Source organism: Streptomyces sp. NPDC044106 (genome assembly GCF_056433985.1).
Genome location: NZ_JBWKFZ010000005.1, coordinates 208,754 through 231,876 on the forward strand (window position 1 = coordinate 208,754; position 23,123 = coordinate 231,876).

The window sequence follows — 23,123 nt, forward strand, 5'->3', positions numbered from 1 at the left end:
GTGATCCAGCGGCTCGACGCCCAGCGCGCCGACAGGATCGCACTGCACCACTACAGCCGCTCTCAGCCCACCGGCCGAGGCGCTCGCGTAAGCACCGCCCGACCGCTCCCGAGCCTGCCCCGGCCGTCCTCCGCTCCCGAGCGCCGCGATCACCGGGACGGAGGCCGAGGGCGCCTGCGCCCACGCCGCCGCACCCACCGGGCACACGGGCAGCGCTGACCCGACGCACACTTCCTTCCTGGGACGTGCGGTCGACCGCACGATTGCACGGCCCCCGCCGAAGAGAGGCGCACATGCAGCTCCTGATCATCCTCATCGTCGTCATTGGTCTGCTCGCCCTGCTGGGGCTCGCGATGGCCCTCAAGATCGTCAAGCAGTACGAGAAAGGGGTCCTCTTCCGGCTCGGACGCCTGGCCGGAACGCGAACTCCCGGACTGCGCGTCATCGTTCCGTTCGTCGACGTCCTGCACCGGGTGTCGCTGCGCGTCGTCACGATGCCGATCCAGTCGCAGGGCATCATCACCCGCGACAACGTCAGTGTCGACGTATCGGCCGTCGCGTACTTCCGCGTCGTGGACGCCGTGAAGTCGGTCGTCGCCATCGAGAACGTCCACGCCGCGACCAACCAGATCGCCCAGACCACCCTGCGCAAGGTCGTCGGCCGTCACACGCTGGACGAGACCCTGTCGGAGACCGACCGCATCAACCTCGACATCCGCGCGATCCTCGACGTCGCCACCGTCGAGTGGGGTGTGGAGGTCACCCTGGTCGAACTCAAGGACATCCAGCTGCCCGACGGCATGAAGCGCGCGATGGCCCGCCAGGCCGAGGCGGAGCGGGAGAAGAGGGCGAAGATCATCAACGCGGAAGGCGAATCGCTCGCCGCCGCGGCACTCGGAGACGCCTCGGACACCATGATGGCGCACCCTCTGGCCCTCCAGCTCCGCAACTTGCAGAGCCTCGTGGAGATCGGCGTCGACAAGAACACCACCGTCGTCTTCCCCGCCCCGCTGATGAGCACCATCGGCGAACTGGGCGCCTTCCTCAGCAGGGAGTCCGCAGCCGCCACGGCGGTGCCGACACCGGCTCCGCCCACACCTGCGGACCCGGCCGCCCTCGCCGAGTCGAGTCACGATCCCGGACCGAACCACAAGCCCGGCCCGGTCCCACAGCAGGTCTGACCCCGTGCCCTCGGCCCCTGCCCGCACCTCGTCCAGGTCCAACTCCCGCTGTAGGCAAGGGCATCGACGATCCGCATGCTGCCGCACAGCTGGCCACAGAACGCCCATGTGACCGTGAACGCCGCCACGTGGTCCCGCCTTGCCCCGCCGGATCCTCATCGCCCATCACGGGATCCAGCTGCATCGGGCCGCCGGTCCGCACACGAACACCGTCTGCCTGACCAGGCTCTCGCGGGAAGGCCCTCGAGGACGTCGAAGTCGAATCCCAGCTCAGGGTGGTGCAGGATCCGCAGAGTGAGGGGGTGCGTGCAGATCAAACGAAGGCGCCCGTCGTGCGCGGAAGCGGCATCGCGGGCAACCGCGAGGACCGCGAGGCCCGTTCCGTCGATGAAGGCGACCTGCCGCAGGTCGACCAGCACATCCGGCCGCGCGCACGTGGTCAGTGGCGCCAACAGGGCACTGAGCGCCGGCGCCGTCAGCAGGTCGATCTCACCGTGCAGTGTGGCGACAACGCTGTGTCCATGCCTGTGGGTATCGAGCAGTGATGTGCGCGGAGGGTTGGGCATGACGCCCTCGATCCAGGGGGAGGTGCACGAATGGATGGGCTGAGAAAGCCCTCACCAGGGACCGGGGCCCGAGCCAACCACCTGAAGCTACGCCGCCGGGCGTGGAGGTGAAGCGGCTTGTGGGAACCCAGACTCGAACGAGTGAGGAGTAGGCATGCGTGTCCCGGCTGACAGCCAGGCGGGGCCGACTTGCCGTAGAGCGGCGCGGAGCCTTCGTTGTCTCCTTCGGACTGACCGCCGACGACGAGGTCGTGGTCGCCAGTACCTCATCGACCAGGCGGATCGGCGCTGGTGGCGTGTGGAGCGCTTGCGCTTGCGCCGGCGGCGCTAGACCTTCTCGTGGGCGATCCGCGCGTGGTCGGCGGTGAGCTCGGCGATGTCCTCGACATCCGAGGTCAGGATCGTGATGTGGCCGGGTGAGCGAGGACGGTGACGCAGAGCATGGCGTCGATGGCGTACTTGTGACCGTGCAGCCCGGCCGCGCGCAGCGGGGCGGCAGCGGACTGGGCGAGGGCTTGGGTGACGGGTTCGACTCGCAGCCGGGACAGCGTCCACTTCAAGGTCGTGTCATCGACCTTCGGGTGGATCACCTCGACGAGCACGGCGGCGGAGGTGACGACGGGGAGGTCCGCTTCACGGGCGGCGGTGAGCCACTCGTGAACCTCGCGGTCCCGCTGGTCGGCCTTGCCCAAGCCCTCACTGTCGAGGATGAGGGCGCCGCTCACGCGGATGCCCCGGCGCCGGAAGAGGGAGTGGCCCCGGTGAGCTTGGCCCGCTTGGCGGCCACGACGGCTGGCTCGGCCGGGCCGTTGACGTCGTCGAAGTCGGCGATCAGCTCGTCCAGGTTGTCGCGCTCGATCTGGCGTTGGGCGGCCCTCTCCAGGTACGCGGACACGCCGCGCTTGCCCACCCGCTCGCGGATTGCCTGGAGAGTGCCGGCGGTGAGGGAGACGGAGACGCCGCTGCTGGGTCCGCCATCGGGAGAGAGGTGACGGCCTGCCTGACGGCGGCCACCCACCGTCCCCCTACCGGCGCCGCGCGGTTGCCGTAGCCGTAGCCGCCGTCGGCGTGGCCTCGAGGGATGTGCGCGTTATGCCCGAATGTCTGCGGGTACCTCTATGCGGACAAAAGCGGCGCTGACGCGTGAGGAGACGAGAGCACATGAAGATCGGCTACAAGCTGGCCGCCGAGGCCTTCGGCCCGGCAGAACTCGTGCGGCAGGCGGTTCTGGCGGAGCGGGCGGGCTTCGACTTCGTCGAGATCAGCGATCACTACCACCCCTGGCTCGACAACCAGGGGCATTCGCCGTTCGCCTGGACGGTGCTTGGCAGCATCGCGGCGAAGACCGAACGGATCGAACTGGCGACCGGCGTGACGTGCCCGACAGTGCGCTACCACCCGGCGATCATCGCCCAGGCGGCCGCCACGCTCGCCCTGCTGTCGGAGGGCCGGTTCGTCCTCGGCCTCGGCTCGGGCGAACGGCTCAACGAGCACGTCACGGGTGTGGGCTTCCCGGACGCCGTCTCCACCCGGCACGAGATGTTCAGGGAGGCCCTGGAGATCATCCGGCTGCTGTGGAGCGGTGGATACCGGTCGTACGAGGGGAAGCACCTGAAGCTGTCGGACGCCCGGGTGTTCGACCTCCCCGAGAGGCTCCCGCTGATCGCGGTGGCCGCCAGCGGCAAGGCGTCGACGGCCCTCGCCGCGGAGCTGGGGGACGGTCTGTTCGCCACGGAGGACAAGCCCGAGATCGTCCGGCAGTACCGGGAGGCGGGCGGTTCCGGGCCGCGGTACGCGGAGGTGCCGATGGCGTGGGCGCCCGACGAGCACGCCGGGGCGAAGGCCGCCCTGGAGACGTCGCGGTGGGCCATGACCGGCTGGAAGGTCATGAGCGAGCTGCCCAACCCGGTCAACTTCGACGCCGCGACGACGACCGTGCGCGAGGAGGACATCCTGGAGAAGTTCGCCTGCGGCACGGATCCGGCACGGTTCGTCGAGGTGGCGCAGAAGTTCGTGGACGCGGGCTTCGACAACCTGGTCATGCAGAACGCGGGCCCCGACCCGGACGGTTTCATCGACTTCTACCAGCGCGAACTCGACGGCCGGATGCGGCAGTTGAGCCCGCGTGACGGTCAGGGCTGAACCGGCGCTTGCGCCTCCCCGGACAGGCTCTGAGGGAGCGGCCCTCAGCCGGCCGCGTTGTCGACGCGCAGCCGCACCTGTTCCTCCAGCCGCTGGAGGCTGCGGTCGAGGGCGGTGTGCACGGCCTGTTCCCCCGGGTCGTGCCCCTCCTCGAAGAACGACAGATGCACCGTGACCTCGCTGGTGCCGCTGTCCATGCCGGCGACCTGGAGCCAGCCGGTGTAGCCGCCCTGTTCGCGGGTGCCCCACTCGAGCCGCATCTGGTCCCGCTGGGCCCGCAGCAGGGCGGACACGTCCTGGTCGGTGCGGTCCTCGTGCACGGTGACGGCGGGCGGCTCACCGGCGTCCACGTGCAGCTCCTGCGGCAGCCACGTGTTCATCTGGTCGACGTCGGCGGCCTGGTCGAAAACGTGCTCCGGCAGTGCGGGCATCGTGCGCGAACGTTCGTACTCGGTCATCGGTACACCGTTCCTGGGCTCGGGGACACCGAGTAGGCGTTATGTGCGTTATGCGCGTCCCATTCGACCACAGCGGGCCGGAACCGGCCACCCCGAGAGCCGGTCACACCGACGGCCCCGTAGCGCGTCATGGGGCGCGGTCGGATCAGAGGGCGCGCCCGGAGACGAAGCGCCCCTCGATGGACTCCGCGAAGACCGCGCCACCGAGGTAGAGCGGAGTCGTCAGGGTGGGCCGGAGGCCGTCGATCGCCTTCGTGTCGGTGGTGGGAACCGTCCGCTGAGTGGCGTTCTCGGCATCGCCGCCGAGGGGCACGGTGCGGATCTCGTAGGAGCCGACGAGCAGGAGCCGGTCGCCGGAGAGGCCGAGGGCGCTGGGGTTGGCGCGGGCCGGGAGGTCCCAGAGCTCCTTGCCGGACTTGTAGTCGTACGCCGTGAGGCGGTCCAGAAGTTCCGCCTTCTTGTCCGTGTTCGCGATGACCAGTACGCCCTTCTCGCCGACGACGGGCGCGACGTCGGGCCGCTTCGTGCCCCCGATCGTGCGGCGGGAGGCAAGAGTGTCGCCGTCGAGCACACTCACGCCCGCGCGCTCCACTGACCAGCACAGCACCGCACCGTGGTACCCCATGAGGTCGCCGCACCCGGGCTTCGACACCTTGGCCTTCTCGTCACCGGTCCCGGTGGAGAGGGCGATGGCGCCGCCGGACTCCAGGGCCGCGTACAGCCGGTCGCCCTGTACGAGCAGCGAGCCCCGGGGTTTGCCGTCGATCCGTGTCTCCCAGAGCTGCCTCCCCGTGCTCGCGCGGCGGGCCCGCAGGACCGTCGTGTACGGGGTGGCCGCGGCCTCGCCGTCGAACTGGGCCGTGTACAGCACCCCTTGCGCGTACGTCATGGATATCACCCCCGCACCCCCGGGAGCCTCGTGCCGCCAGACCTCGTCACCCGTCGCCAGGTCGATGCCCCGCACGCCCAGTTCGCTGGGGACGAAGACCCGCTCGCCGTCCGTCCCGGGAGGGATCTCCTGGACGCCGGTCGGCTTCCCCCGGAAGCCGGGAGACTTCCAGCGGTCCTTGCCCGTGGCCGTGTCCAGGGCGGTCGCCGCGCCCCGTCCGTCCCGGCACACGAGCGTGGACCGCGCGATGACGCAGCCCTTGCCCATGCCGTCCACGCCTCTCGGCTTCTTGCGCGACCACGGCTGCCAGCCCGCGGGCAGTGCGGTCGCGCGCACGGCCGACGTGCCGAACTCGCCGGAGTGGCCCTCGTTGCCGTAGGCGGTGACCGCACGGTCGGGCCGCCCCCCGGTGTCCGGCCGCGGACTCGGGTCCGGACTCGGACTCGCGACGTGCGCGTCCGCCGGATCTTCCGCAAGAGCGTCCGGCAGGACGACCGCCGCCACGGCGATCACCGTGGCGGCCGCGGCGGACGCCACGGCCCACGGCACGCGACGGCGCCGTCGCGGCACCGGCGCCGGACCGAACGACCCCAGGGCGGGCGGGGCTGCCGGCGGGGCCGGGGCATCCGCCACGGACGGCTCGAACCGGGATGCGGCAAGACGGTACTCGGCGAACAGGGACAGCACGTCGGACGGCCAGGGGAAGGGAGCCGTCGCGGGGCCGCGGCCCAGGCGTTCGGCGAGTGCGGCAGGTGTGGGGCGGCGAGCCGGATCGACGTCCAGGCACTCGGCGACGATGCCGCGCAGCTCGTCCGGCACACCGGAGAGGTCCGCGTCGCCCTGCGAGATGCGGAAGACGACCGAGGCGAACTCCGGGTCGTCGAAGGGGCCGTGGCCCGTCGCCGCGTGACACAGGAGTGCTCCGAGCGAGAAGACGTCCGAGGCGGGGACGACCGCGTGCGAGCCCTCGATCTGCTCCGGAGCCATGAATCCCGGCGTGCCCACGAGCATGCCCGTCGCCGTCAGGGCCGTCGCCTCGAAGGCCCGCGCGATGCCGAAGTCGATCAGGCGGGGGCCGTCGGGCGTGAGCAGCACGTTCCCCGGCTTCAGGTCGCGGTGCAGTACCTCGCACGCGTGCACCGCGGCGAGCGCGCGGGCCAGGCCCGCCCCCAGCGCGCGGACCGTCGCCGCGGGCAGCGGCCCCCGGCGGGCCACCGTGTCGGCGAGCGAGGGCCCTGGCACGTACTCCGTTGCCAGCCATGGGAGTTCGGCGTCCGCGTCTCCGTCGAGCAGGGCCGCGGTGTACGGCCCGGTGACCGCGCGGGCCGCCGCCATCTCCCGCCGGAAGCGGACACGGAACGCGTCGTCGAGGCTTGCGTCGAGATCCTGCCGTACGGCTTTGAGTGCGACCAGTCGCCGAGACGTCCCCGCCTCCGCCCGGGCGAGGTAGACCTCGCCCATGCCGCCGGCCCCGATCGTGGCGAGGAGGCGGTAGGGGCCGATGCGTCGGGTGCGGCCCGGTGGCAGAGGGGTGAGCATGGATCTCCTCGACTCGGCGGCGTCGCCCACATCATCTACGACGGGGGGAGGGCCACCGACGAGATCCTGCCCTCGTCGTAGATGATGTGGGCGACGCCGCCCAGGGCCAGGACGGTCGGTGCGCGCAGCATCTCCGAGATGACCGTGCCGTTGACGTTCGGCGGGGGCTCGGGCCGGTCACCGGGAGCGCCGGGCACGGGGTGTCGCGCCGCCTTTCCGCCGCCTGCGTCGAGCGGCAGCGTGTAGAGGGCGGCGCTGTCCGCGTAGACGGCGCGCCCGCCGAGCACCAGCGGCGCGGAGGCGGGGACGTTCCCTCCGGGCAGCTTCGCGGAACGCAGCACATTTCCGGTACCCCGGTCGGTGACGAGCACGCTGCCCTTGTCGGGGTCGACGGCGACTGCGACGGCGCGGTTCACGGCCGTCGGACTCGTGCCCGGCCCGTACCTGTCGGTCTTCGGGTAGGAGAACGACTTGTCCGCCTCCTTCAGCGTGCGGGCCTTCAGTTGCAGGGTCGTCACGCGTGGCGGGTGGGCATCGGTCGCGGAGTCGGCGCCGCTGAACGGCGTGCACAGCACGTCCTCGCCGACGAGCACCGTCCGGCACTCGCTCCCGGTCCGGCCGAGTTCATCACCGGTCCTCGCGTCGTACGCCACCAGAGCGTCCTTCTGGTCGGCGTAGACGACTCCGTCGCGCAGGGCCCGCATCTGGTAGCGGTTGATGTCGGCCTTGGCCCTGAGCGGGGTGCCGAGCTTCTCGTGCCACAGCGGGCGCCCGCGGTCGAGGTCGTAGGCGTGCAGCGAGGCGATGGAGCCCTCGTCCACGTACGAACCCTCCGCGGTGACCAGGAGCGTGTCGTCGTCCAGGAGCGGTTGCAGGGTGAACGCGCCGGCGCCGTGCGGGGCCGGCGCGTCCCAGATGACACCGCCCGTCACGGAGTCGCGGACCTGGAGCACACCGTCGTGGGCGATGACCGCCCTGCCACCGCGCACCTGCGGTTCGACCACGTCACCCGGTCTGAAGTAGGCGCCGCTCGGCCCGATGTACGCCTCGTCCACACCGCCCTCGGGATCGACCTCGCCGGACTTCCACAGCCGCTTTCCGTCGACCGCGCTCACCGCCTCGTACGTGCCGTTGGTCAGCAGGCAGACGATGGCGCGGGTGTCGGCGGCGCAGCTCATGGGGGAGTGGCTGAGGCTGCCCCGCCACGCCTTCCACCCCTTGGGACGCTGGGCGGCCACCTGCTTCACCGCCCCGGACCGGTCGGCCGTGCCTTGCGCGTCGACACCGGCCTGCGCGATCAGTCTCCGCACGGCGGCCGGGTCGGCAGCGCCCGCACCCGCCTTCCCCGGCGCGGTCCTTTCGCCGCCGCCGGACTCGGACTGCCAGGGCGCCCATACGGTGAGCGCCCCGCCCAGCGCGCCCGCAAGCACGGCCGCGGCGACCGTGGCCAGCAGTACGCGCGAGGTACGGCGGCGTGGCCGGGCCGCGGGGGCGGGCGGCGGTGAGCCGCTCATCGTCGGCAGCTGATGCATGCCGAGGGCGTCACGCGGCTCCGGTGCGGTGACCGGAGGTCCAGGTGCGGTGGGTGGATGCCCCGGCGCGGTGGCGGGGCTGCCCAACGCCGTCGCCGGACGCCCGGCCTCCGGTTCAGGCCAGAGCGGGGCCGGCAGCAGCGGCAGCCCCGACGCGCACAGCTGCTCCACGTCCCGCAGCGTCTCGCCGACCGCGTCCCGCACCGCCCGGGGCCACTGGGCGTCCGTGGCCGCGTCCCGCAGCCGTACGAACCGTTCGGCGACCTCCGCCACGCCTGGCCGCTCGCCCGGGTCCCGCGTGAGGCACGCCGACAGAATGTCCCGCAACTCGCCCGGCATGGCGCCGAGGTCGGCTTCGGCCCGCGAGACCCGGTACAGCACGGCGGCCATCGGCCCGTCCCCGAAGGGATCCCTTCCCGTCACCGCGTAGGTGAGCACCGAGGCCAGGCAGAACACGTCCGATGCCGCCACCACATGCCTGCCGCCCGCCACGTGCTCCGGCGACATGAAACCGGGCGTGCCGACGAGCAGGCCGGAGCGGGTCATGGTCGTGGCGGTCTGCACCCGTGCCACGCCGAAATCGATCAGCTTGGGGCCGTCCCTGCCGAGCAGTACGTTGCCCGGCTTGAGGTCGCGGTGCAGGGCGCCCGCCGCGTGCACCGCCGTCAGCGCCCGCGCCACGCCCGCGCCGAGTGCGGCGACCGCGCCGGGCGGCAGGGGTCCGTGCCGGCGCACGGCCTCGGCGAGGTCGGGGCCGGGAACATACTCCGTGGCCAGCCACGGCGCTTCCCCTTCGGCCTCGCTCGCCACCAGCCGCGCCACGAAGGGGCTGTCGACGGACGCCGCGACCTCCGCCTCGCGCCTGAAGCGCCGCCGGAACATGTCGTCCGTCGCCAGTTCGTTGCGGATGGCCTTGACGGCGACGAGGTCCGCGGGCCCGAATGCGGGGGCATCGGCGGGGCGTGCCAGGAAGACCTCGCCCATTCCGCCCGCTCCCAGCCGGGCCAGCGTCACGTACGGTCCGATTCGCCGAGGCGACGCATCACGCAACTGACCGATCATCCGCCCCGTCCCCCGATATCCCCGCGCCCATGACAATTCCCCCTCGTCCGGACCACGTTACCCCTGACACGGAAGTGCGCCCTGCGTGCAGTCGAGCACTGCATGCCACGTCGGGATGCGCCCGGCCCCGAAGGGCGGGACAGTGAAGAACATCGTCTGTCGTCCGTCGGGGGCCGTCACCGAGGGAGCGTGCGCGTCGTGGCCAAGGGCAAGAAGAGGAACAAGAAGGCCGACGGCTAGCCCCGATGGTGAGGCCGACGGCAGCGCTCTGCTCTGGAGAAGCCTGGCACGGAAAGGGACGGCACGTGGATCAGCCGCCGGCAGGGGCTGCCCCCGGGGTGCCCGAACAGCAGGCGCTCTTCGGGTGGGGGGAGGAAGCCGCCGCGTCGGACTCCGCGCACAGGGCGCCGGCGTTCCGCGACACCCCCCGGGCGCGGCGGATGCTCGACGTACGAGAGGTCTACGCCGAACCCGCGGCGCTCGACTCGCCGCGCGGGGAGCAGATCATGGCCCGGTTGCCGGGAGTACGGGTGACGGAGGTCGCCGGGCACTGGCGCATTCCCTCCCTGCACGGCAACGACGGCAACATCTCCCGGTGGGTCCGCGTCAAGACCGAGACGCTCGTCCTCGGGGTCAAGCACACGCTCGCCACACGCCCCAACGGCAGATCGGCCGACTGGATCGCGCCGGGTCCCTCCAACGGCTGCGCGATGGCCTGCGCCTACTGCTACGTCCCCCGCCGCAAGGGCTACGCCAACCCCATCACGCTCTTCACCAACATCGAGGCGATCGTCGCCCACGTCCGGCGCCACGTGCGGGCCCAGGGCCCCAAGACGGAACCCAACCAGTGCGACCCCCACTCATGGGTCTACGACATCGGCGAGAACGGCGACTGCTCCGTCGACGCGCTGGTCTGCGACAACACCGCGGACCTCATCGCCGCGTTCCGCGGTCTCCCGACGGCGAAGGCGTCCTTCGCGACCAAGTTCGTCAACCCTGATCTGCTCGCGCTCGCCCCCCAAGGGCGTACCCGAGTGCGCTTCTCCCTCATGCCCGCCGACGATGCCCGTCTGCTCGACATCCGTACCAGCCCGATCGCCGAGCGGATCGCCGCGGCTGCCGACTTCCTCGACTCCGGCTACGAGGTCCACTTCAACCTTTCCCCCGTCGTACTGCGCCCCGGCTGGCAGCGGGACTGGGCCGACCTGCTCGACCACCTCGACGACGTACTGCCCGCCCGGGTGAAGGAGCAGGCGGCGGCCGAGGTCATCATGCTGACCCACAATCAGGCACTCCATGAGGTCAACCTGGGCTGGCACCCGCGCGCGGAGGAGGTGCTGTGGCAGCCGGACTTCCAGGAGACGAAGCGTTCGCAGAACGGGGCGCTCAACGTGCGCTACGCCCTTGAGGTCAAGCGGAACGCCCTGGCGCGTATGCAGGATCTGCTGACCGACCACGCGCCGTGGCTGCGCATCAGATACGCGTTCTGAGCAGCGAGCCCCTGCTGCGGGCGTTGGCTTCGGCGACGGGGCGCTGAGCAGTTGCAACGGCCCCGCGACCGGTTCGGATCGCGGGGCCGTTGCCGGCGGCCGGCCGGTGTCACTCGCCGACGGTGCCCGACGACGCGATCACGATCTTCGCGCGGGTGGCGCCGGACTGGGAGCCCAGGGACTCGATCTTCGTCACCAGGTCCTGGCCCTCGACGACCTCGCCGAAGACCACGTGCTTGCCGTCCAGCCACGGGGTGAGCACCGTGGTGATGAAGAACTGCGAGCCGTTGCTGTTCGGGCCCGCGTTCGCCATGGACAGCAGGAAGGGCTTGTCGTGCTTGAGCTTGAAGTTCTCGTCGGCGAACTTGTCGCCGTAGATGCTCTTGCCGCCGGTGCCGTCGCCCCGGGTGAAGTCGCCGCCCTGGAGCATGAAGTCCGGGATGACGCGGTGGAAGCCCGAGCCCTCGTATCCGAAGCCGTGCTGGCCGGTGGCCAGCTCGCGGAAGTTCTGCGCCGTCTTGGGGACGACGTCGTCGTAGAGCTTGAAGACGATCCGGCCTGCGGCGTCGCCGTCAATGGTGATGTCAAAGAAAACGTGGTTAGCCATGAGGAGATCCTGTCATGGCTCAGCGCTCGTGCGGCGCGGTCGGTGGCCGACCGCGCCGCGTCCGGTTAGGTGCGGCCTCCGCTCCGGGGCCGCGTGCTCAGTGGTCGGAGTAGCTGAAGTCGCCCACCGTCCAGGCGCTGACGTCCGAGATGGCCACGCGGTACATGCCTCCCGTCTCCGGGATGCCGACCGTGCCCTGGAGGATCCGGGCCACGTGGAAGTGGAGGTGGGTGGGCGGGCCGTCCCTCTTCGTGGGGGCGTCGAAGACGGCGGAGAACTCGCTCAGGCGGTCCGAATCCGTCAGTACATCCGACACCCGCTGCCTCCACACCGCTTCGGGAGCCAGTCGGCCGGTGATGACAGCACCACCCGCGACCACGGTCAGGGACATCTGGTTGCTCTGCCCGGACTCCACCAGAGTGGCGACGTCAACGAGCAACTCGTCAGGCTTCGACATGCGGCAACTATATTTCGCGGCGATTCGGCTGCCCAAGCCGCGGCACGGCCGGGCAGGGCGGGGCGGCTCGGGAGGCTCCGGCCCCGCACCATGCATGGGTCGGTCGACCCGGACTACCTCGTCTTCGGGCATCTAAAAATCTGTGTCGGCTGGAGTAGACATTGGGTTGCCGGGTGGGTATGGTTTCTCTCGTAGCCGAGATCGAGAAAGGCCCGGCAGACACGAACTGCCGGGCAGTAGTACCCGCAGTTGCAAGTGCAGGACGGTGCGGCGGTGGAGTTCCGGAGCCAGAGCGGTTGCAGGACGGTGACGGGACTGACGGCCGGACCGGGTGGCCCGCAGTTGTCAGGGGCCGCCACAGCATCACCCAGCAGTACCGCAGTAGCAGTACCGGCAGTACAAGCAGTACCCGCAGTACAAGCAGGTTGTTTTGGCAAGTGAAGGTTCAGAGGGAGAACGGAGGAGTTGAGCGCCATCAGGATCGCCCGGACGTACGACATGAGTCCGGGTACCGCAGGACATCGATAGGCAGGTGGTCTCCGGTCACGCATCCGCGATCCCCGTATTCCCGGCAGAGTTCAGGCCGGGCACGCGGAAACAGAAGGCCGGCTCGCAGTAGGAGTCGGCGGATGGTGTAGCAGTTCCTTCGGGGCCCTGGTGCCAGTACGGCGCCAGGGCCCCTCGACGCGTTCCACAGAGAGGTGCAAATGACAGCAGATGACTCATACGGCCGTCTTGACGACGACGACTACCCCGCCTACACCATGGGCCGGGCCGCCGAGATGCTCGGCACCACGCAGGGCTTCCTCCGTGCCGTCGGCGAAGCCCGCCTCATCACTCCACTGCGTTCCGCGGGCGGCCACCGGCGCTACTCCCGCTATCAGCTGCGCATCGCCGCCCGCGCCCGCGAGCTCGTCGACCAGGGGACCCCCATCGAGGCCGCCTGTCGCATCGTCGTTCTTGAGGACCAGCTCGAAGAAGCTCAGCGCATCAACGCCGAGTACCGCCGCGCCGACGAAGCGGCGGCCGGGCAGGCGGCGGCACAGTAGCGGGTGACGCGAGGCGGGCGGCGGGCAGCGGCCGTCAGAGGTGCAGCAGGCGCTGGGTGATCTCCCGGTACTGGCGCAGCGCGAGGCGGAGTTCCGTCGACTCCGTGCCGGGGTCCTGCCCCTGCCAGCTCTCGCGCAGCAGCCGACGCCGCTCCGCCAGGGCCTTCATCAGCTGGGCGGACGTCTCGTCGAGTGCCGCGTCGGCCTCCTCCAGCGCCTCGTGCGGGGCGTCGGCGAAGGTGTTGACGGCGTGGCCGAGGCGGTGGGAGATCTTGTCCCGCTCGTCCGAAGGGAGGAGCGGCTCCGGGCCGGTCGGGGCGCGTTCGGTCCGGCCCCGGGGCTGGCCCGCGGGCTGCTGGGCGCGTGTCTGGTCGTACATCATCAGGTGCCGCTTCCGTTCCGAACACGTAGGCGTTCTCGGTGTGCTCGGCGGCCCGTCGCGGGCCCGCCGAGAACTGGTCCGTCCTGCCGGGGTGCCACCGGGGCCCGCCTCGCCGTCGTCCGGTGGGTGAGGTTCGGTTCCTGGTGGGTCGGCGAGGCCGGCGAGGCGGAATGCTTTCCGGGGCGTTCCGGAGGGGCATGGCCCTGCGCCGTGCTGCCAGTCAACGTCCGGCGGCGGCCTGTGTCAACGAAGCGGTGGGGCGATCCGAGTGATCTCGCTCCGGAGCGAGAGGGAGCGACGGGGGGCGGCGAAGCGGGCGGGATGCGGCGCGAAGCGGGCGGGGTGCGGCGAAGTGGGCCGCGGGTCGCCGGGAAACGCCGGAGTTCTTCGAAGCGTGTGGGGATTCGCGGGAGTTGGCGGGAGCCCGCAGGAGTACGGTGGTGGTGGCGAGAGCTGCCTCGGCGCGCCGGTTCGGGTTTCCGACCGGGCTTCCGGTCGGGTTCTTCCGGCCGAGCCGGTCCCCGCGGCTCTTTCCCTCGCTTCCCGTTACAGGGGCAGCCCGTGACCCCGGCCGCGCCACACACACCGCAGTCGAGGAGCCCCGCATGCCTCTCGCGTCCCTTACGCGCCGCCTCGCGCATCCGTGCCGCCGCTCGCTGTCCGCCGCCGACGCCCTGGGCGCCAACCAACCATCCCCCCTAAGGCAGTTGACTGCAACCATGGCCATCGCTCTTGAGACCCCGCCGCCCTCCCGCCCCCTCCTGCGACTGCGCCTCGCCCCGCTCGGCGCACTGCCCCAGGCCATCGACGGTGCCTGGTGGCCGCATTCGTACGACGCCCCCGCCGAACTTCCCGGGCTGCTCGCCGGGCTGCCCCGGGCGTGGGGCGGCGTCAGCAGCGTCACCTTCAACGGCGCCATGTGGTCCGTGCCGCCGGACCACCTGCGCGTCGCCGACCGCGTCGTACGCCTCCACCGGAGCCCCACCGCGCCCCTCCCGCACACCGTCGTCCTGCTCAGCCCCGGCCGGGGGCGGTGGGACCTGCTGGTCGTGCCTCCGGACTCGACCGCGGAAGCGGCGGAGGCGCTCCTGGCGTCCGTCGCGGGCGGGGACGCCTGAGCACACGCCGTCCCGCCCCCTCTCGCGGCGGAGCCCCGCCTCAGGACGGGGCCCGGTGCCTCAGCGCCGACGTCCGCGGCCCCTGGCGGACCATCCGGTGCCCAGACCGGCCGAGTGCAGGGCCAGCAGAGCGAGCCCGACGAGCAGGAGACTCGTCGGGCTGAACACCGCTTCGGTCGACGTCTCGGTGGCGTTGACGACGAAGGCGATGACGAAGAGCGCGGCTGCCGCGATTGCGAGCATCTGTCTTCTCCTGCCATGGACGGCGGACCACGGGCGGGTCCCGGTGGCCGCATTGTTCTCCGCCGTGTTCCCCGCCGCGCGGCGATCAGGCGCGCAGTTCGGGCGGGAAGCCCGTCCAGCGCAGTTCCTCCGGCAGGTGGCGCATGTCGTTGTAGAACACCACCGATGACGGGCGTCCCGGGGTGTAGCGGATGACCGTCAGGGCGGCGTTGCAGTGGTTCAGGCCGAGCCAGCGCCACGGCGGGGCGTCGAGCGCGGCGCGGACCAGCCAGCCGATCAGGAAGTTGTGCGTGACGAGCAGTTCGTGGCGCGGTTCGGGGCCGGGGACGGGGCCGGTGAAGCGGGCGAGTGCCTCGCGGGCCAGGGCGGGGCCTGCCGCGCGTTCCGCCTCGGGGAAGCGCGCCAGGCGGTCCAGCGTGGCCCCGGCCGACTCCGGCGGCAGTTCGTCCTCGCCAGGCAGGTACGGGAGGTAGTCACCGGCCGGTTCCGAGCGGTGCAGGGGGACGCCGGTCAGCCGGTCGCCGATGAGGTGCGCGGTCTGTTCGGCGCGGGGGAGGGGGCCGTGGTGGATCGCGGTGAGGGGTACGTCCTTCAGCCGCTCGCCGAGCAGGACCGCCTGGCGCAGGCCCGCCTCCGTCAGCCCGCTCTCGTCGGGGGTGGCCTCGCCGTGGCGGGTGACGTAGAGGTGGCGGGTGGCTGTCGCGCTCGCCGGCGTGGCCGCGGGTGCGGGTGCGGGGGCGGCTGTAGGTATGGGGATGGACGCGGTCATGGTGGGGCGGCCCCTTCTCGATGCCTTCTTCACCCGTTTCGATCTTCGGTGACGGCTGGAGGGACGTGCCCGCGCCCTTCCCGGTTCCGACGCCGCGGAGGCCGCGGCGTGCGTGGGTACGGCCCGGTGAACCCCTACGTAAGGTGGCGGCAGTGCCGATGATGAGGAGCGTGCCATGACCGCCGCCGGACCCGGTCCCGCCCCGAAGCCCGCCGCCCTGCAACCCCTGGACACCATCAAGGACGACCTCGCCGACCTCTACCGCGACCTGCACGCCCACCCCGAGCTGGCCTTCGCCGAGCACCGGACCGCCGCCGAGGTCGCCCGGCGCCTCTCCTCGTACGGGTACGAGGTGAGCACCGGAGTCGGCCGTACCGGCGTCGTCGGCGTGCTGGACAACGGGGCAGGGCCCACCGTCCTGCTGCGCGCCGACATGGACGCGCTGCCGGTGGCCGAGCGGACCGGGCTGCCGTACGCGTCCCGTACCGACGGCGTGATGCACGCCTGCGGGCACGACATGCACGTCACCTGTCTCCTTGGCGCGTCGAAGCTGCTCGCCGACGCCCGCGGCGACTGGTCGGGGCGGCTCGTCGCCGTGTTCCAGCCCGCCGAGGAGGCCGGGCAGGGCGCGCAGGAGATGATCGGCGACCGGTTCTACGAACGGTTCGGCACGCCCGACGTCGTGCTCGGGCAGCATGTCGCGCCGCTGCCCGTGGGCATGATCGGCGCCCACCCGGGGCCCGCCTTCGCGGCCACCGACGCGCTGCGGGTGCGGCTGTTCGGCAAGGGCGGGCACGGTTCGCGTCCGGAGACGACCGTCGATCCCGTCGTGCTGGCGGCCTCCACCGTGATGCGGCTCCAGACGGTGGTGTCCCGGGAGATCGCGGGCGGGGAGACCGCCGTGGTCACCGTCGGCTCCATGCGGGCGGGCACGAAGCACAACGTCATTCCCGACGAGGCCGAGCTCCAGCTCAACATCCGCAGCTACACGCCCGAGGTGCGCGCCCGGGTCCTCGCGGCCGTCGAGCGGATCATCAAGGGCGAGGCAGTCACCGCGGGAGCGGAGAGGGAGCCGGAGATCACGGAGATCGACACCTTCCCCATCCTCACGAACGACGCGGACGCCGTCGAGCGGACGACGGCCGCGATCGGCGCCGTCGTCGGCGCGGAGCGGATCGTCGACCCCGGTCAGGTGACCGGCAGCGAGGACGTCGGCATCTTCGCCACCGCGGCCGGGCGTGAAGTGCCGCTCTGCTACTGGCTGTTCGGCGGCGCCGACCCGGCCGAGGTCGCCGCCGCGCAGCAGGCGGGCACCTTCGAGCGGGACATCCCCTCGAACCACTCGCCGTTCTTCGCGCCGCTGGTCGAGCCGACGATCACCACCGGGGTGACGGCCCTGACCGCGGGCGCGCTCGCCTGGCTGGACGGTGGCCGGGCGTCGACGTGACGACGTGCACGTGACGGCCGGCCACCGCGGAGGGGGAGGGGTCAGCCCGCGTCGGCCGGGTTCCCCTCGTCCTCCAGATTGCCCTCGGTCTCCAGGTACGCCTGCCGCAGCGCTTCGAGCACCGCCGGGTCAGGCTTGGCCCACATGCCGCGCGACTCCGCCTCCAGGAGGCGTTCGGCGATGCCGTGCAGGGCCCAGGGGTTGTTCTCCTGGAGGAACTGCCGGTTGGTCGGATCCAGAACGTACGTCTCCGTGAGCTTGTCGTACATCCAGTCGGCGACGACGCCCGTGGTGGCGTCGTACCCGAACAGGTAGTCCACCGTCGCGGCGAGCTCGAAGGCGCCCTTGTAGCCGTGGCGGCGCATCGCCTCGATCCACTTGGGGTTGACGACGCGCGCGCGGAACACCCGCGAGGTCTCCTCCACCAGCGTGCGCGTGCGGACCGTCTCGGGGCGGGTCGAGTCCCCGATGTACGCCTCGGGGGCCGTGCCCCGCAGCGCGCGCACGGTCGCCACCATGCCGCCGTGGTACTGGAAGTAGTCGTCGGAGTCCGCGATGTCGTGCTCGCGGGTGTCCGTGTTCTTCGCGGCCACGGCGATGCGCTTGTACGCCGTCTCCATCTCGGCGCGCGCCGGGCGGCCTTCGAGACCGCGGCCGTACGCGTAGCCGCCCCACACCGTGTACACCTCGGCCAGGTCCGCGTCGGTGCGCCAGTCGCGGGAGTCGATGAGCTGGAGCAGGCCCGCGCCGTACGTGCCGGGGCGGGAGCCGAAGATGCGGGTGGTGGCCCGGCGTTCGTCCCCGTGCTCGGCCAGGTCGGCCTGGGCGTGGGCGCGTACGTAGTTGTGCTCGGCGGGCTCGTCGAGCGAGGCGGCGAGGCGCACCGCGTCGTCGAGGAGGCCGATCGTGTGCGGGAACGCGTCGCGGAAGAAGCCCGAGATGCGCAGCGTCACGTCGATGCGCGGGCGCCCCAACTCCTCGTAGGGGATGGCCTCAAGGCCCGTCACGCGGCGCGAGGCGTCGTCCCAGACCGGGCGGACGCCGAGCAGGGCCATCGCTTCCGCGACGTCGTCGCCCGCGGTGCGCATCGCGCTGGTGCCCCAGAGGGAGAGGCCGACGGAGGTGGGGTACTCGCCGTTGTCGTTGCGGTACCGCTCGATGAGGGAGTCGGCCAGCGCCTGACCCGTCTCCCACGCGAGGCGGGAGGGGACGGCCTTCGGGTCGACCGAGTAGAAGTTGCGGCCGGTCGGCAGGACGTTGACCAGGCCGCGCAGCGGGGAGCCCGAGGGGCCCGCCGGGACGAAGCCGCCGTTCAGGGCGTGCACCGAGTGGTCGAGCTCGGCGGTGGTGGCCGCGAGGCGCGGGACCACCTCGCGGGCCGCGAACTCCAGCACGGCGGCGACCTGCTCGCCCTCGTCGCGCGGGATCGCCGCGAGTTCCCAGTCGGCGTCGTCCATCGCCTGGACCAGCGCGCGGGCCCGTTCCTCGGCCGCGTCGGCGCTCACCCGGGTCGCCGCGGACTCGTCGAGACCGAGGGCCTCGCGCAGACCGGGCAGCGCGGTCGTGCCGCCCCAGATCTGGCGGGCCCGCAGGATCGCGAGGACGAGGTTGACGCGGTCGGCGCCGGCCGGGGCGCTGCCGAGCACATGCAGACCGTCGCGGATCTGCATGTCCTTGATCTCGCAGAGCCAGCCGTCGACGTGCAGCAGGAAGTCGTCGAATCCGTCGTCGTCCGGACGGTCCTCGAGGCCCAGGTCGTGGTCGAGCTTGGCGGCCTGGATGAGCGTCCAGATCTGCGCGCGGATCGCGGGCAGCTTCGCCGGGTCCATGGAGCTGATCTGGGCGTACTCGTCGAGGAGCTGCTCCAGGCGCGCGATGTCGCCGTAGGAGTCGGCGCGCGCCATCGGCGGCACCAAGTGGTCGATGAGCGTGGCGTGCACGCGGCGCTTGGCCTGGGTGCCCTCGCCCGGGTCGTTGACCAGGAAGGGGTAGATCAGGGGCAGGTCGCCGAGCGCGGCGTCGGGGCCGCAGGCCGCGGAGAGGCCCGCGTTCTTGCCCGGCAGCCACTCCAGGTTGCCGTGCTTGCCGAGGTGGATCATCGCGTCGGCGCCGAAACCGCCGTCGGCGGCGGGCGCGGCGATCCAGCGGTAGGCCGCCAGGTAGTGGTGCGAGGGCGGCAGATCGGGGTCGTGGTAGATCGCGATCGGGTTCTCGCCGAAGCCGCGCGGCGGCTGGATGAGGATGAGGAGGTTCCCGCGGCGCAGGGCGGCGAGCACGATGTCGCCCTCCGGGTCGCCGCCGTTGCCCACGCGCGAGCGGTCGAGGAACATCTCCCCGGGCGGCGGACCCCAGTGGCCCTCGACGGACTCGCGCAGCTCGGCGGGGAGCGTCGCGTACCACCGCTTGTAGTCGGCGGCGGGGATGCGGACCGGGTTGGCGGCGAGCTGCTCCTCGGTCAGCCACTCCTGGTCGTGGCCGCCCGCGTCGATGAGCGCGCGGATCAGCTCGTCGCCGTCACCGGAGACCAGGCCGGGGATGTCGGCCTCGGGGCCGAAGTCGTACCCCTCGGCGCGCAGCCGGCGCAGGAGCGCCACGGCGGACGCGGGGGTGTCGAGGCCGACCGCGTTGCCGATGCGGGAGTGCTTGGTCGGGTACGCGGAGAGCACCAGGGCCAGGCGCTTGTCGGCGGCCGGGATGTGCTTCAGACGCGCGTGCCGTACGGCGATCCCGGCGACGCGGGCCGCGCGCTCGGCGTCCGCCACGTATGCGGGGAGCCCGTCCTCGTCGATCTCCTTGAAGGAGAAGGGCACCGTGATGAGGCGGCCGTCGAACTCCGGGACGGCGATCTGGCTCGCGGCGTCCAGCGGCGACACGCCCTCGTCGTTGTCCTGCCAGGCCGAGCGCGACCCGGTCAGGCAGAGCGCCTGGAGGATCGGCACGTCGAGGCCGGTCAGCGCGCCCGCGTCCCACGACTCGTCGTCGCCGCCCGCCGACGCCTGCGCGGGCTTGGTGCCGCCCGCCGCGAGGACCGTCGTCACGATGGCGTCGGCGGCCCGCAGCTCGTCGATCAGCTCCGGCTCGGGGGCGCGCAGCGAAGCCACGTACAGCGGCATCGGGCGGGCGCCCGCGTCCTCGATGGCGCTGCACAGGTCGTCGACGAACGCGGTGTTGCCGCTCATGTGGTGGGCGCGGTAGTAGAGCACCGCCACCGTCGGCCCCTCGACGGGGCGCGCGGTGCGCTCCAGCGGGCCCCAGGACGGCGCGGGCGCGGGCGGCTCGAAACCGTGGCCGGTGAGCAGCACGGTGTCGGAGAGGAAGCGGGCCAGCTGCTCCAGGTTGGCGGGGCCGCCGTGCGCGAGGTAGGCGTGCGCCTCGGCGGCGATGCCGATCGGCACGGTGGAGGAGGCCATCAGCTGGGCGTCGGGGGCCTGTTCACCGGTGAGCACGACGACCGGGAGGCCGGTGGCGATGAGCTGGTCCAGGCCGTCCTGCCAGGCGCGTACGCCGCCGAGGAGGCGTACGACGACGAGGTCGACGCCGTCGAGCAGGCCGGGAAGAGTGTCCAGGTCCAGGCGGGAGGGGTTGGCGAACCGGTAGTCGACCGGGCCCCCCGCCGCGCGGGCGCTGAGCAGGTCGGTGTCGGAGGTCGACAACAGCAGAAGCATGCGGGCGCAGGCCTTCCTCGGGGTGTCCGCGCCCCGGGTGGTCGTATGGACGGCAGGAGTTCCTGGCTCACCCCACGCGGGTGGGGCTCACAGTGGCGGGACCGCGCCGGATTCGCACCGGGCTTCCTCCCCAGGGTCCTGGTGGACCCACGCCGTCGCTGGCGTCGACGGACTTGGTAGCCCGCCGCCTGCATAGTAAGTCCTGCCCGCCGCGAGCGGTGCGGCCACCTGCCGGGACGGCCCGTCTCGGGAGGCGACCGGCCGGAACCGCGTGGGTATGCTCGCCGCCATGCCGCCCACCCGAGCTCCCTCCCCAGACCAGGGCGAATCCCTCATACGCGACCGGGGCGACGCCTGCCCCGGAGCCCTTCGCCTGCACCTCGCCGACGACGGCAGGCTCGCCCGACTCCGCCTGCCCGGCGGCCTTTTGACGGCCCGTCAGGCGACCGTGCTCGGAGTCGCGGCGGAGCGTCTCGCGGACGGGAACCTCAGCGTCACCTCGCGCGGCAACATCGAGCTGCGCGGCCTCGGCGAGGCGTGCGGCGGCGAACTCTCCCACCTGCTCGCGGACGCGGGCCTGCTGCCTTCCGAGCGGCACGAACGCGTGCGGAACGTGGTGGCATCGCCGCTCGCGGGAACCGACGGACTCGGCCACGCCGACGTGCAGTTGTGGGCCCGCGAGCTGGACGGACTCCTCTGCGCGGAGGAGTGGACGACGGCGCTCTCCGGCCGCTTCCTGTTCGCCCTGGACGACGGGCGCGGGGACGTGGCGGGCCTCGGCGCGGATGTGACCTTGATCGCAGAATCGGACGGGGCGGTGGGGGCGGACGGGACGGCGGGTGCGGGTCGCGCGGTGCGATCCGGTGGGGCGGTGCGCTCCGGTGGAACGGCCGTCGTACGCCTCGGGAGGCACGCCTTCCGGGTCGCAGGCGCCGACGCCCCCCGCGCCGCCCTCGCGGCGGCCCGCGCCTTCCTCGACGCCGCGCGCGAGGCGGGCAACGGGGCCTGGCGGGTACGGGAGCTTCCCGACGGGCAGCGGGTGGAGGTGGCGCGGGCGCTGACGCGGGCGGGGGTCGCGGCGGAGCCGGTCGCGGTTCCGGGGATGCCTGTCGGCGCCCCGGAGTCGCCGGGCGCCGCCCCGAAGATGCCGGTCACGGCCCCGGAGGTGCCGGTTGGTGCCCGGGAGATGCCGGTCGCTGCCCGGGGAATGCCCGTCGCCGCCCCGCCCGTCCCCGGCGTCACCGGTCACGCCGTGGTCGTCAACGCACCCCTCGGCCGTGTCACCGCGGCCCAGTGGCGGGCCCTCCTCCCGCTGCCCGCCGACGAGCTGCGCGTCACCCCGTGGCGCGGCTTCGTGCTGCCCGGCTTCGCCGACGGAGCGGCGGCCCGTGAGCGCCTCGCCGCACTGGCCGAGGCCGGTTACGTCACCGCCCCCGGCTCGCCCTGGTCCGGCGTCGGCGCCTGCACCGGCCGCCCCGGCTGCGCCAAGTCGCTCGCCGACGTCCGCGCGGACGCCGTGCCGGGCCACGGCGGACTGCCCGTCCACTGGTCCGGCTGCGAGCGGCGGTGCGGGCACCCGCACGGCGACTGGGTCGACGTCCTCGCCATCGGCGACGGCCGCTACGAGGTGACGGTGCGCACCGGCGCCTCGGCGGTGCCCGTGACGGGCGACACCCTGGCCGGGACGGTCACCGCAGCACGTACGACTTCGACAAGCACCCCTTCCGCAAACAGCCCTTCCGCAAGCACTCCAACGGCCACGAGATGAGCGAGAGCACAGTGTTCGACTACGAGAAGGACGGCGCGGCGATCTACCGCGAGTCCTTTGCCACCATCCGGGCGGAGGCCGACCTCCAGGGCCTGCCCGCCGACGTCAGCCAGGTCGCGGTCCGGATGATCCACGCCTGCGGGATGGTCGACCTCGTGAAGGATCTCGCCCACAGCCCGCGGGTGATCGCGGACGCGCGCAAGGCCCTGCGCGACGGCGCGCCGATCCTGTGCGACGCGAACATGGTCGCGAGCGGCGTCACGCGCAAGCGGCTGCCCGCCGACAACGACGTGATCTGCACCCTCGCCGACCCGTCCGTGCCGGACCTCGCGGCGCGGCTCGGTACCACCCGCAGCGCCGCCGCGCTCGAACTGTGGCGCGACCGCCTCGAAGGCTCCGTCGTCGCCATCGGCAACGCGCCCACCGCGCTCTTCCGCCTCCTGGAGATGATCGAGGAGGGCGCGCCGCGCCCGGCCGCCGTCCTCGGCATCCCGGTCGGCTTCGTCGGCGCCGCCGAGTCCAAGGACGCGCTGGCCGCCCACCACTCCGGTCTGGAGTACCTCGTCGTACGAGGGCGTCGTGGCGGCAGCGCGATGGCCGCGGCGGCGATCAACGCGATTGCGAGCGAGGCGGAGTGAACACCGAGACCGGAACCATCGAGACCGAAACCGCCGGGGCCGAAACCGCCGGGGCCGAAACCGCCGGGGCCGGAGCCACCGGGGGACAGCTGTACGGGGTCGGCCTCGGTCCCGGCGATCC

Annotated in this window: 19 protein-coding genes, 1 pseudogene and 1 riboswitch; of the genes and pseudogenes, 8 read left to right on the forward strand and 12 right to left on the reverse strand. The window is 72.3% G+C overall.

All coding sequences use genetic code 11. The annotated features are described in order from the left end of the window. The first annotated feature begins 293 nt into the window (after positions 1-293). Entirely contained in the window at positions 294-1,181 is an 888-nt protein-coding gene (locus AC07DI_RS10575; RefSeq protein ID WP_384260044.1) for a slipin family protein, read from the forward strand. Between the two features lie 155 nt (positions 1,182-1,336). Here AC07DI_RS10575 and AC07DI_RS10580 read toward each other — a convergent pair whose 3' ends face one another. The 3 genes and pseudogenes from AC07DI_RS10580 to AC07DI_RS10590 form a co-directional block, all read right to left on the reverse strand. Beyond that, positions 1,337-1,747, reverse strand: a complete 411-nt coding sequence (locus tag AC07DI_RS10580; RefSeq protein ID WP_384260041.1) for an STAS domain-containing protein — start codon at positions 1,745-1,747, stop codon at positions 1,337-1,339. A 327-nt stretch (positions 1,748-2,074) separates the two neighbouring features. After that, positions 2,075-2,472, reverse strand: a pseudogene (locus tag AC07DI_RS10585) (DNA-binding protein). Next, the gene (locus tag AC07DI_RS10590) at positions 2,469-2,765 is read right to left on the reverse strand and encodes a hypothetical protein (RefSeq protein WP_478903657.1); all 297 of its coding nucleotides are present in this window, start codon (positions 2,763-2,765) and stop codon (positions 2,469-2,471) included. The pseudogene AC07DI_RS10585 and the gene AC07DI_RS10590 overlap by 4 nt, the downstream one beginning before the upstream one ends. A 143-nt stretch (positions 2,766-2,908) precedes the next feature. Between AC07DI_RS10590 and AC07DI_RS10595 the strand changes: the two genes are divergently transcribed. Next, the gene (locus AC07DI_RS10595) at positions 2,909-3,889 is read left to right on the forward strand and encodes a TIGR03557 family F420-dependent LLM class oxidoreductase (protein ID WP_478903659.1); all 981 of its coding nucleotides are present in this window, start codon (positions 2,909-2,911) and stop codon (positions 3,887-3,889) included. 44 nt (positions 3,890-3,933) lie between these two features. Here the strand turns inward: AC07DI_RS10595 and AC07DI_RS10600 are convergent, their stop codons facing one another. The 3 genes from AC07DI_RS10600 to AC07DI_RS10610 form a co-directional block, all read right to left on the reverse strand. Continuing rightward, positions 3,934-4,347, reverse strand: a complete 414-nt coding sequence (locus AC07DI_RS10600; protein WP_384263855.1) for an SRPBCC family protein — start codon at positions 4,345-4,347, stop codon at positions 3,934-3,936. Positions 4,348-4,492: 145 nt separating this feature from the next. After that, positions 4,493-6,775, reverse strand: a complete 2,283-nt coding sequence (locus AC07DI_RS10605) for a protein kinase domain-containing protein (RefSeq protein ID WP_478903661.1) — start codon at positions 6,773-6,775, stop codon at positions 4,493-4,495. A 35-nt stretch (positions 6,776-6,810) separates the two neighbouring features. Then, positions 6,811-9,321 carry a protein kinase domain-containing protein gene (locus tag AC07DI_RS10610; protein WP_478903663.1) on the reverse strand — a complete coding sequence of 837 codons (2,511 nt, stop codon included), beginning with the start codon at positions 9,319-9,321 and terminating at the stop codon, positions 6,811-6,813. 353 nt (positions 9,322-9,674) lie between these two features. On the opposite strand from AC07DI_RS10610, the gene AC07DI_RS10615 reads away from it, so the two are divergent. Continuing rightward, positions 9,675-10,859, forward strand: coding sequence for a spore photoproduct lyase family protein (locus AC07DI_RS10615; protein WP_478903665.1), 1,185 nt, complete (start codon positions 9,675-9,677; stop codon positions 10,857-10,859). 109 nt (positions 10,860-10,968) lie between these two features. On the opposite strand, the gene AC07DI_RS10620 is transcribed toward AC07DI_RS10615, so the two are convergent. Beyond that, positions 10,969-11,466: a peptidylprolyl isomerase gene (locus tag AC07DI_RS10620; RefSeq protein ID WP_384261168.1), complete on the reverse strand. Its 498-nt coding sequence runs from the start codon at positions 11,464-11,466 to the stop codon at positions 10,969-10,971. A gap of 97 nt (positions 11,467-11,563) precedes the next feature. Continuing rightward, positions 11,564-11,923 (reverse strand): hypothetical protein, encoded by a 360-nt coding sequence (locus AC07DI_RS10625; RefSeq protein ID WP_478903667.1) that lies wholly within the window; start codon positions 11,921-11,923, stop codon positions 11,564-11,566. A gap of 707 nt (positions 11,924-12,630) precedes the next feature. Here AC07DI_RS10625 and AC07DI_RS10630 point away from each other — a divergent pair. Continuing rightward, the gene (locus tag AC07DI_RS10630) at positions 12,631-12,972 is read left to right on the forward strand and encodes a MerR family transcriptional regulator (RefSeq protein WP_478903669.1); all 342 of its coding nucleotides are present in this window, start codon (positions 12,631-12,633) and stop codon (positions 12,970-12,972) included. Positions 12,973-13,006: 34 nt separating this feature from the next. Here the strand turns inward: AC07DI_RS10630 and AC07DI_RS10635 are convergent, their stop codons facing one another. After that, positions 13,007-13,354: a hypothetical protein gene (locus AC07DI_RS10635; protein WP_384261161.1), complete on the reverse strand. Its 348-nt coding sequence runs from the start codon at positions 13,352-13,354 to the stop codon at positions 13,007-13,009. A 719-nt stretch (positions 13,355-14,073) separates the two neighbouring features. Here AC07DI_RS10635 and AC07DI_RS10640 point away from each other — a divergent pair. Beyond that, positions 14,074-14,472 (forward strand): DUF5994 family protein, encoded by a 399-nt coding sequence (locus AC07DI_RS10640; RefSeq protein ID WP_384261159.1) that lies wholly within the window; start codon positions 14,074-14,076, stop codon positions 14,470-14,472. Positions 14,473-14,532: 60 nt separating this feature from the next. Here the strand turns inward: AC07DI_RS10640 and AC07DI_RS10645 are convergent, their stop codons facing one another. Next, on the reverse strand, positions 14,533-14,715 hold the full coding sequence (locus AC07DI_RS10645; RefSeq protein ID WP_384261157.1) for a hypothetical protein: 183 nt from the start codon (positions 14,713-14,715) through the stop codon (positions 14,533-14,535). Between the two features lie 85 nt (positions 14,716-14,800). After that, on the reverse strand, positions 14,801-15,484 hold the full coding sequence (locus AC07DI_RS10650; RefSeq protein ID WP_478903672.1) for a histidine phosphatase family protein: 684 nt from the start codon (positions 15,482-15,484) through the stop codon (positions 14,801-14,803). A 175-nt stretch (positions 15,485-15,659) separates the two neighbouring features. On the opposite strand from AC07DI_RS10650, the gene AC07DI_RS10655 reads away from it, so the two are divergent. Beyond that, positions 15,660-16,931, forward strand: a complete 1,272-nt coding sequence (locus tag AC07DI_RS10655) for an amidohydrolase (protein ID WP_478903674.1) — start codon at positions 15,660-15,662, stop codon at positions 16,929-16,931. 41 nt (positions 16,932-16,972) lie between these two features. On the opposite strand, the gene cobN is transcribed toward AC07DI_RS10655, so the two are convergent. Continuing rightward, positions 16,973-20,596 carry a cobaltochelatase subunit CobN gene (cobN, locus tag AC07DI_RS10660; RefSeq protein ID WP_478903676.1) on the reverse strand — a complete coding sequence of 1,208 codons (3,624 nt, stop codon included), beginning with the start codon at positions 20,594-20,596 and terminating at the stop codon, positions 16,973-16,975. 37 nt (positions 20,597-20,633) lie between these two features. Further along, positions 20,634-20,765: riboswitch (cobalamin riboswitch) on the reverse strand. 120 nt (positions 20,766-20,885) lie between these two features. Between cobN and AC07DI_RS10665 the strand changes: the two genes are divergently transcribed. Then, the gene (locus AC07DI_RS10665) at positions 20,886-22,364 is read left to right on the forward strand and encodes a cobalamin biosynthesis protein CobG (RefSeq protein ID WP_478903678.1); all 1,479 of its coding nucleotides are present in this window, start codon (positions 20,886-20,888) and stop codon (positions 22,362-22,364) included. Beyond that, positions 22,361-23,002: a precorrin-8X methylmutase gene (locus AC07DI_RS10670; protein WP_384261146.1), complete on the forward strand. Its 642-nt coding sequence runs from the start codon at positions 22,361-22,363 to the stop codon at positions 23,000-23,002. The genes AC07DI_RS10665 and AC07DI_RS10670 overlap by 4 nt, the downstream gene beginning before the upstream one ends. Positions 23,003-23,123 lie beyond the last annotated feature (121 nt).